The organism is Duganella callida (assembly GCF_004614165.1).
GTDB lineage: Bacteria > Pseudomonadota > Gammaproteobacteria > Burkholderiales > Burkholderiaceae_D > Rugamonas > Rugamonas callida.
Window position 1 is genome coordinate 18,186 of record NZ_SPVG01000132.1, and the last position, 8,940, is coordinate 27,125.

Consider the following 8,940-nt stretch of genomic DNA (forward strand, 5'->3'; position numbering starts at 1 on the left):
ACGTGCAGACTGCGGCGCGATGCATGTATGATGCGCATGCTGTACCCTCCCAAGTGTTAAAAACGAGATATTAAAATATGAGCAAAACCCTCATCATCGCCGAGAAGCCTTCTGTCGCGAACGATATCGCGAAGACGCTTGGCGGCTTTACCAAGCACGATGAGTACTTTGAATCCGACGAGTACGTGTTGTCCTCCGCCGTCGGTCACCTGCTGGAAATCGCCGTTCCGGAAGAATATGACGTCAAACGCGGCAAATGGAGCTTCGCCCACCTGCCGATGATCCCGCCGTACTTCGCGCTGAATCCGATCGCCAAGACCGAGGCGCGCCTCAAGGTACTGAACAAGCTGATCAAGCGTAAGGACGTCACCACCCTGATCAACGCATGCGACGCGGGGCGCGAAGGTGAACTGATCTTCCGCCTGATCGCGCAAAACGCCAAGGCCAAGCAGCCGGTCAAGCGGCTGTGGCTGCAATCGATGACGCCCAACGCGATCCGCGACGGCTTCGCCCACCTGCGCAGCGACGACGAGATGATGCCGCTGGCCGACGCCGCGCGCTGCCGTTCGGAGGCGGACTGGCTGATCGGCATCAACGGCACCCGCGCCATGACCGCCTTCAACTCGAAGGAGGGCGGCTTCTACCTGACCACCGTGGGCCGCGTGCAGACGCCGACCCTGTCGATCGTGGTCGAGCGCGAAGAAAAGATCAAGAAGTTCGTCCCGCGCGACTACTGGGAAGTGCGCGCCGAATTCGTCTGCGCCGCCGGCGTGTACGAAGGCCGCTGGCTGGACACCAAGTTCAAGAAGGACGAGAACGATCCTGAGAAGCGCGCCGAGCGCCTGTGGAGCAAGGCCGCGGCCGACTCGATCGCGCTGGCCGTACGCGGCAAGCAGGGCAACGTCACCGAGGAATCCAAGCCGACCACCTCGATTTCGCCGGGCCTGTTCGACCTGACCAGCCTGCAGCGCGAGGCCAACTCGCGCTTCGGCTTCTCGGCCAAGAACACCCTGGGCCTGGCGCAGGCGCTGTACGAAAAGCACAAGGTGCTGACCTACCCGCGTACCGACTCGCGCCACCTGCCCGAGGACTACATCGCCACCGTCAAGCAGACGCTGGATGTGGTCAAGGAAAACCATAACTACCACCAGTTCGCCAAGCAGATCCTCGACAAGGACTGGGTCAAGCCGAACAAGCGCATCTTCGACAACTCGAAGATCTCGGACCACTTTGCGATCATCCCGACCACCATCGCGCCGAAGAACCTGTCGGAACCGGAACAGAAGCTGTACGACCTGGTGACGCGCCGCTTCATGGCGGTGTTCTTCCCGGCCGCCGAGTTCCAGGTCACCACCCGCTTTACCGAAGTGTCGGGCCACACCTTCAAGACCGAAGGCAAGGTCATGACCAATCCGGGCTGGCTGGCAATCTACGGCAAGGAAGCGCAGGACGACGACAAGGAAGGCGGCAAGGAGGGCAGCAACAAGAGCCTGGTGCCGGTCGCCAAGGGCGAGAAGGTGCTGACCGATCAGGTCAACGCCAACGGCCTGGTGACCAAGCCGCCGGCGCGCTACACCGAAGCGACGCTGCTGTCGGCGATGGAAGGCGCCGGCAAGCTGGTGGAAGACGACGAACTGCGCGACGCCATGGCCGGCAAGGGCCTGGGCACGCCGGCCACGCGCGCCGCCACCATCGAAGGTCTGCTGACCGAGAAATACCTGCTGCGCGAAGGCCGCGAGCTGATGCCGACCGCGAAAGCGTTCCAGCTGATGACGCTGCTGCGCGGCCTGGGCGTCAACGAACTGACCGCGCCCGAGCTGACCGGCGAGTGGGAATACAAGCTGTCGCAGATGGAGAAGGGCCGCATCTCGCGCGAGGAATTCATGCGCGAGATCGCGCAGATGACGCAGGTGATCGTCAAGCGCGCCAAGGAGTACGACAACGACACCATTCCGGGCGACTACCACACCCTGCACGAGAAATGCCCGAACTGCGGCAGTGTGGTGAAGGAAAACTATCGCCGCTTCGCCTGCACCAAGTGCGATTTCTCGATGAGCAAAACGCCGGGCGGCCGCCAGTTCGAAATCGAGGAAGTGGAACAGCTGCTGCGCGACCGTACCATCGGTCCGCTGCAGGGCTTCCGCTCCAAGATGGGCCGTCCGTTCGCGGCCATCCTGCGCATCGTCAAGGACGAAGAGATCAGCAACTACAAGCTGGAATTCGACTTCGGCCAGAACGACGATTCGGAAGATGCGGAGCCGGTCGACTTCAGCGAGCAGAAGCCGCTGGGACCGTGCCCGAAGTGCGCCGGCGGCGTGTACGAAATGGGCCTGGCCTATGTGTGCGAGAACAGCGTGGCCAAGCCGAAGACCTGCGACTTCCGCAGCGGCCGCATCATCCTGCAGCAGGAAATCCTGCCGGAGCAGATGGCCAAGCTGCTCAACGAGGGCAAGACCGACCTGCTGCCGGGCTTCATCTCGCAGCGCACGCGCCGTCCGTTCAAGGCCTTCCTGGTGAGGGGCAAGGACGGCAAGATCAGCTTCGAGTTCGAGGAGCGCAAGGCCAAGCCGGGCGCGGCGAAAGGCAAGGCCGCCGCCGACGACGGCGCGGCGGAAGAGAAAAAAGCCGCGCCGGTGAAGAAAGCGGCAGCCGTCAAAAAGCCGGCCGCCAAGAAACCAGCCGCAAAGAAAGCAGCGCCTAAAAAAGCTGCCGCCACTGCGGAGTAAAACGAACGGGACACGCGAGTGTCCCGTTTTTCATTATGCGAGCGATCAAGGCAGACATCACGACGCTGAAACTCGATGCCATCGTCAACGCGGCCAATTCGTCGCTGCTGGGCGGTGGCGGCGTGGATGGGGCGATTCATCGCGCGGCCGGACCTGAACTGGTGCAGGCGTGCCGGCTGCTGGGTGGCTGCCAGACCGGCGACGCCAGGATCACCAAGGGTTATCGACTGCCGGCCAGGTATGTGATCCACACCGTCGGTCCGGTATGGCGCGGCGGCGGCCATGAGGAGCCGGAATTGCTGGCTTCCTGCTATCGCCGCTCGCTCGAACTGGCGGTCGCCAACGGTGTGCGGAGTCTCGCTTTCCCCAGCATCAGCACCGGCATCTATGGCTATCCGGTCGAACTGGCTGCCGAGGTGGCTGTGTCCACCGTGAAGGCGGTGCGATTCGATGGCGAGATGGTTTTCTGCTGTTTTTCAGTTGGCGATTTGCAGGTCTACGAAAGGCTGCTTTGATGACGTGCGCACAGGTGCGATGCGCCGGTTGCGACGTCTGGTATCCCAAGCTTATTTGAGATCGTCCGTGTAGAAATAGACGGTGCCACGGATTGCTTGCGCCTGAATGTGCAGCGCAGCGGCCAGTTCTGCCTTGTCCGGCTGGCGCATGCCGTATTTGTTGATGGTGACGCTGGCCGTCGGCGCGTCGGCCGACGCGCGGTAGGCGACAATGTGGTCGTAGTCGGGACGGCTGTCGATCTGCTTGACCAGGTAGCGCTGACTGCCGGCGCCGATCTGCAGGTAAGTATCGCTGTCGCTGACGCGCCGTTCAGGCGACAGTTTATGGAACAGCAGCACCTTGTCCACCACGATGGTCGACGCGGCGTATTGCGTCTTGCCGCCTTGTTCGAAATGGCCTTGCACCAGATCGGCCCTGAATTGTCTGAGCGGCACAGCCGACCGCGGCGCCAGACGCGATAGTTCGAATTTTTCAGGTGCGATGGTCCACAAGGCGGTTTTGCCGTCGAGGCGTTTGCGCAGTTCTGCATCGGTGGCGGGATCGGCTACGTGAACCCGCAGGATCACCTGGTAATCATGCGGCGCATGGAACATCGGCAGGTGCGAGGCGTACAGGGCCTCCTTCCCGCCGAACAGCGCCATGCCATGTTCGCCGTAGGTGACATCGGCCGCGCCGGCGCCACCGGCGGCCAGCACGCATGCGAGCAGCGGCGCCTTCATGCCTTCACCAGCAGCTTGCCGCGATGGTCGCCGGTGAACAGGGAATTCAACGCCGACGGCAACTGTTCGAATCCGTCGATGACGGTTTCTTCGAAGACGATTTCACCGGCGCGCACCCACGGTGCGACGATGCGTATCATCTCGTCCATGCGGTGCAGGTAATCGCGCGCCAGCATGCCCTGGATAGTGGCGCGCTGGTACAGCATGTGGTGCAGCAGACGCGGTCCCAGCTCCGGCGCTTCCAGCCCGCCGCTGTACTGGCTGATCTGGCCGCAGATGACGATGCGCGCACGCCGGTTGATCAGCGGGATCACCGCATCGGTCACCATGCCGCCGACGTTGTCGAAGTAGACGTCCACGCCGCCGGTCAGCCGTTTGATCTCCGCGCCGAGCGCGTCGGCGTTACTGAAGGCTTTGTAGTCGATGGCCCAGTCGGCGCCCAAGGCGTCGCGCAGCCATGCGCACTTGGCGGCGCCGCCGGCGATGCCCAGCACGCGCGCGCCGTGACGCTTCGCGAACTGCACCACCAGCGATCCCACCGCGCCGGCCGCGCCGGACACCACCACGACTTCGCCGGCGTGCGGCCTGCCCGATTCGGTCAGGCCGAACCACGCGGTGCGGCCCGGCATGCCCAGCACACCGAGCGCGGTGGTGACCGGCGCGACGGCGGGATCGAGGCGTTTCAGGGCGCTGGCGTGGACCCGCGCGTGCGTCTGCCAGCCGGTGTAGCTTTGCACCCAGTCGCCTTCCACATAACCTTCGGCGCGCGAGGCCAGCACCTGTGCCACCACCCCTCCTTGCTGCACGGTGTTCAGCGGATGCGCCTCGGCGTCGTAGGTCGGCTTGCTGGACTGGCCGATGCGCATGTAGGGATCGACGCTGAAGTAGCGCGACGCGATCAGCACTTCCCCATCCGCCAGAGTAGTGTCCATCGCCTGTTCGACCAGCTCATAGTGGTCCGTGGTGATCTGGCCGACAGGCTGGCGGCGGTAGATCCATTGTTTGTTCGTGATCATGGTGTGCAGATGGTAAGATGATGAGCTTGTCCAGTAAAGCAACTTAAATTCACTTTTTGTGTCCGATCAGGAAACCATGAATCTCAGCGATCTGCGCATTTTCATCAGTGCGGCGCGGCGTCCTTCGCTGGGCGCGGCTGCGCAGGAGATGCATCTGACGCCATCGGCGGTGTCGAAAGCGCTCAGGCGTCTGGAAGAGGCGCTGGGCAAGCCATTGTTCGACCGCAGCAGCAAACAGCTGGCGCTCAACGACAGTGGCCAACTGTTGCTGGATCGCGCCCAGGCCTTGCTGGCGCTGGCCGACCAGACCAAGGCCGATTTGATGGGCGAGCAGGCCGCCATCGATTGCCGCGTCGGCGGCCCGGCGATCCTGCTGTGGCGTCACGGCCGGATGTTGACCCAGGCGATGCAGGACTATGCCAACAGCAGGCTGCGCCTGCAGGCCATGTTCGAGGACGAGGCGCTGGCGGCGCTGGCACACGGCGAAATCAATGCGGCCATTGTTACGCAGGCGGTCACCGACGGTCGCGGCGAACATTGGTCGGATGCGTGGGAAGCGACGCCGTTGGGCAGCGTCACCCAGCATCTGGTGGGCGGCAGGCAGCACCCGCTGGTGCGCAAGCTGGCGCGCCGGCCGCGCGACGCAGGCGTGCTGCAAGCCGCCACAGAAGAAGTGCTGCTGTACGATTTCGCCTGCCCGTCGCGTTCCCTGTTCTGCGGCGTGCAGCGTGGCGCGCGTTCGGACGGCTGGCGTGACGACCAGCTGCCGCGGCGGATACGTTACTGGACCGACGATCTGCAGCTACTGCTGACATTGGTAAAGGCGGGACAGGCGCTGGCCTATTTGCCGGACTTTGCGCTGCAGGATCCGGAGCTGCGCCGCATTCATGTGACTGACTGTGCGTTCGAATGCGTCGAGCAGGTGGCGCTGGTGTGGAACCGCGCCCAGGCTGGCGTCTGGCAGCACGCGCTGGCACAGTCACTTGCTGGATACAACTCGTAACTTTTCTTACGGAAATGTGGTCGTCTCAGCACAAGGCGGCCGCGTTGAATGCTCAAGAACGCTGATGCACAGCGGTCTGCAAACCCATCCAAAAGGAATACTGCCATGAAAACCAAGACCCTGATGATGACCGGCCTGCTGTCGATGCTGAGCGCGGCCGCTTTCGCGCAGAACCCGGTGGCCCAGGTCCAGCACGACAATGCGCAGCTCCGCCAGGACACCAAACAGATTCATCAGGATAGCCGCGAAATCAGGCACGATACCGCGGTGATCGCGGTGAAGCAGGGGGAGGTCGCGGCCGGCAAACAGCAATTGCAGGCCGAACGCCAGGAAGCCAAGACCCTGGGCCGCGCCGAGCATCAGGAACTGAAGAAGGGCGACATTGCCGGTGCCCAGCAACTGGACCAGGCGCGCCGCAACGAACAACAGGCGATCAAGGTGCAGAAGCAGGAAATCAAACATGACGAAAAAGTCATCGCCAGGCACGCGGTCGACAAGCAGGAGGCCAAGGTGGCGCGCCAGGAAGACAAGGTGGACCGTCACCTCGACAAAACCAAGCGCGACCACGACGCCGCCAAGATCTGATAGCAACACGACAAGCCGGACCTGGGTCCGGCTTTTTTTGTCCTTGCTTCTGGTGCCGTCAGGAACTATATTGGAAGCATCATGACCGTCTCGCTCAACTCTGTCACCAACAATACGGCTGTTCAGCCGTATGTGCCCACCGTTGCGCCGACCACTGCCGCCGTGCAGTCGTCGGAAGCGGTCAGCCTGTCCGCGCAGTCGGCGGTGGTGGCGTCGCTGGGTGGCGGCACTGGCGCCACGGTGTATTCGCCGAGCGGCTTGTTGAATTCGATACAACAGGCCGGCACCGTCGAGGAAGCGGTCAACGTGCCGAAAGACGGCAGCAATGTCGACACCTCCAACACCGCGCAATTCGCGCTCGACCAGGGCATCGTCTCCACGCTGGCGACCAGCGCTGTGGCCTCCGGCGTCTACACCGGCAGCGGCTCGGTGAATGGCCTGTCAGAACAAGCCTCCGCCAACTGGGCGGATTTGCTCAAGACCAACCCCAACCTGGCCAGCACGGTCATCGGCAGTTCATTCGACAGTGGTATTGTCAGCACACTGCAAGTCACAGCCTAGTCACACGCCTGCATTAAATTATTCGCTGTGCTAAACTGTTGATTCTTTAGGGCAACTCGCCTCTTCTGCCCGCCTCGAGTTTCACAAGTAGCAACACGTCGTAGTCCCAACTCTGCCTACACAAGGGCAATCTACTCATGAAAAATCTGAATATTGGCACGCGCCTCGCGGCGGGCTTTGGCTTGGTATTGGCGTTGATGATTCTGATGACCGCGATCGGCATCCGCCACATGCACACGGTGGCGATGGCCACCAGCGACATGATGCAGCAGCCGCTGGCGAAAGAGCGCATGATCGCCGACTGGTACCGTCTGATCCACACCAGCGTGCGCCGCACGTCGGCCATTTCCAAGAGCGCCGACCCGTCACTGGGGCCGTTCTTCGCGGACGACGTCAAGCAGTCCACCGCCGAGATCAACAGCCTGCAGAAGAAGGTCGAAGAACTGCTGGAAGGCGATGAGGAAAAAGCCATGTTTGCGGAAATGATGAAGAACCGCAAACTGTACGTGGCCTCGCGCGACAAGATCGTCGCCCTGAAAAAAGAAGGCAAGGTGGACGAAGCCGCCGAGGAACTGGAGCAGCGCTTCACGCCGTACGGCAAGGCGTACCTGGGTTCGCTGGGCGGTTTGCTCGATCATCAGCGCAAGAGTATCGACGCCCAGGCGCAAAAGGTGGAAACCCTGTACGAAGGCAACCGCGCCTTCATGATCGGCTTCGGCCTGGTGGTGCTGGCGCTGGGCGCCTTCTGCGCCTGGCGGCTGACGCGCGGCATCACCGTGCCGCTGTGCCAGGCGGTGGGCATCGCCGAAGCGGTGGCGCACCGCGACCTGACCACGCACATCGAAGCCACCACCACCGACGAGACCGGCCGCCTGCTGCAAGCCTTGCAGAAGATGAATGATGGCCTGATCGGCATCGTCACCGAAGTACGCCAGCGGACCGAAAGCATTTCCACCGCCTCGAGCGAAATCGCGGCCGGCAACCTCGACCTGTCGGGGCGCACCGAAGAACAGGCATCCAGCCTGGAAGAGACGGCGTCGTCGATGGAAGAACTGACCGCCACCGTCAAACAGAACGCCGACAACGCGCGCCAGGCCAACCAGCTGGCGGTCAAGGCATCGGAAGTGGCGCAGCGCGGCGGCGGCGTGGTGTCGGAAGTGGTGCACACCATGGAAGCCATCCATGGTTCCTCGCGCAAGATTGCCGACATCATCAGCGTGATCGACGGCATCGCCTTCCAGACCAACATTTTGGCGCTGAACGCCGCGGTGGAAGCGGCGCGTGCCGGCGAGCAGGGCCGCGGCTTCGCCGTGGTGGCGTCGGAAGTGCGCAACCTGGCGCAGCGCAGCGCTGCGGCGGCGAAAGAAATCAAGGCGCTGATCGACGACTCGCTGGACAAGGTGGACGCCGGCAGCATGTTGGTGACGCAAGCCGGCAGCACCATGGGCGAAGTGGTGGAAAGCATCCAGCGCGTGACCGACATCATGGGCGAAATCACCTCGGCGACGCTGGAACAAAGCAGCGGCATCGAGCAGGTGAACATGGCGATCGGCCAGATGGACCAGGTGACGCAGCAGAACGCCGCGCTGGTGGAGGAAGCGGCCGCGGCAGCCTCCTCGCTGCACGACCAGGCTGACGCGCTGAGCGCCGTCGTTGCCGTCTTCAAGCTGGACGACCAACCAGCCTCGCGCCGCCTCCAGCTGCGCTAAACTCCAAGGTCAAACTCCGGGGTCAGGTCTTCCATTGCGTCACGGGCTCTGCCGTAGCGGCCGCTACGGCAGAGCCCGTGACGCAATGGAAGACCTGACCCCGGA

The 8,940-nt window shown here is 62.9% G+C and carries 8 protein-coding genes; 6 read left to right on the forward strand and 2 right to left on the reverse strand.

What is annotated here, in order from left to right; translation table 11 throughout:
• The first annotated feature begins 77 nt into the window (after positions 1 to 77).
• Both E4L98_RS13065 and E4L98_RS13070 read left to right on the forward strand, forming a co-directional pair.
• Complete coding sequence (locus tag E4L98_RS13065) at positions 78 to 2,726, forward strand: DNA topoisomerase III (RefSeq protein ID WP_135201989.1); 2,649 nt, start codon at positions 78 to 80, stop codon at positions 2,724 to 2,726.
• A gap of 35 nt (positions 2,727 to 2,761) precedes the next feature.
• Complete coding sequence (locus E4L98_RS13070; RefSeq protein ID WP_135201990.1) at positions 2,762 to 3,241, forward strand: O-acetyl-ADP-ribose deacetylase; 480 nt, start codon at positions 2,762 to 2,764, stop codon at positions 3,239 to 3,241.
• A 51-nt stretch (positions 3,242 to 3,292) separates the two neighbouring features.
• Here E4L98_RS13070 and E4L98_RS13075 read toward each other — a convergent pair whose 3' ends face one another.
• Both E4L98_RS13075 and E4L98_RS13080 read right to left on the reverse strand, forming a co-directional pair.
• Positions 3,293 to 3,961: a hypothetical protein gene (locus E4L98_RS13075; RefSeq protein ID WP_135201991.1), complete on the reverse strand. Its 669-nt coding sequence runs from the start codon at positions 3,959 to 3,961 to the stop codon at positions 3,293 to 3,295.
• Complete coding sequence (locus tag E4L98_RS13080) at positions 3,958 to 4,977, reverse strand: NADP-dependent oxidoreductase (RefSeq protein ID WP_135201992.1); 1,020 nt, start codon at positions 4,975 to 4,977, stop codon at positions 3,958 to 3,960. The genes E4L98_RS13075 and E4L98_RS13080 overlap by 4 nt, the downstream gene beginning before the upstream one ends.
• A 76-nt stretch (positions 4,978 to 5,053) precedes the next feature.
• Between E4L98_RS13080 and E4L98_RS13085 the strand changes: the two genes are divergently transcribed.
• The 4 genes from E4L98_RS13085 (at position 5,054) to E4L98_RS13100 (ending at position 8,835) form a co-directional block, all read left to right on the forward strand.
• Entirely contained in the window at positions 5,054 to 5,980 is a 927-nt protein-coding gene (locus tag E4L98_RS13085; RefSeq protein WP_135201993.1) for a LysR family transcriptional regulator, read from the forward strand.
• A 105-nt stretch (positions 5,981 to 6,085) separates the two neighbouring features.
• On the forward strand, positions 6,086 to 6,565 hold the full coding sequence (locus tag E4L98_RS13090) for a hypothetical protein (protein WP_135201994.1): 480 nt from the start codon (positions 6,086 to 6,088) through the stop codon (positions 6,563 to 6,565).
• An 81-nt stretch (positions 6,566 to 6,646) separates the two neighbouring features.
• Positions 6,647 to 7,126, forward strand: a complete 480-nt coding sequence (locus E4L98_RS13095; protein ID WP_135201995.1) for a hypothetical protein — start codon at positions 6,647 to 6,649, stop codon at positions 7,124 to 7,126.
• A gap of 137 nt (positions 7,127 to 7,263) precedes the next feature.
• On the forward strand, positions 7,264 to 8,835 hold the full coding sequence (locus tag E4L98_RS13100) for a methyl-accepting chemotaxis protein (RefSeq protein WP_135201996.1): 1,572 nt from the start codon (positions 7,264 to 7,266) through the stop codon (positions 8,833 to 8,835).
• Positions 8,836 to 8,940: the final 105 nt, after the last annotated feature.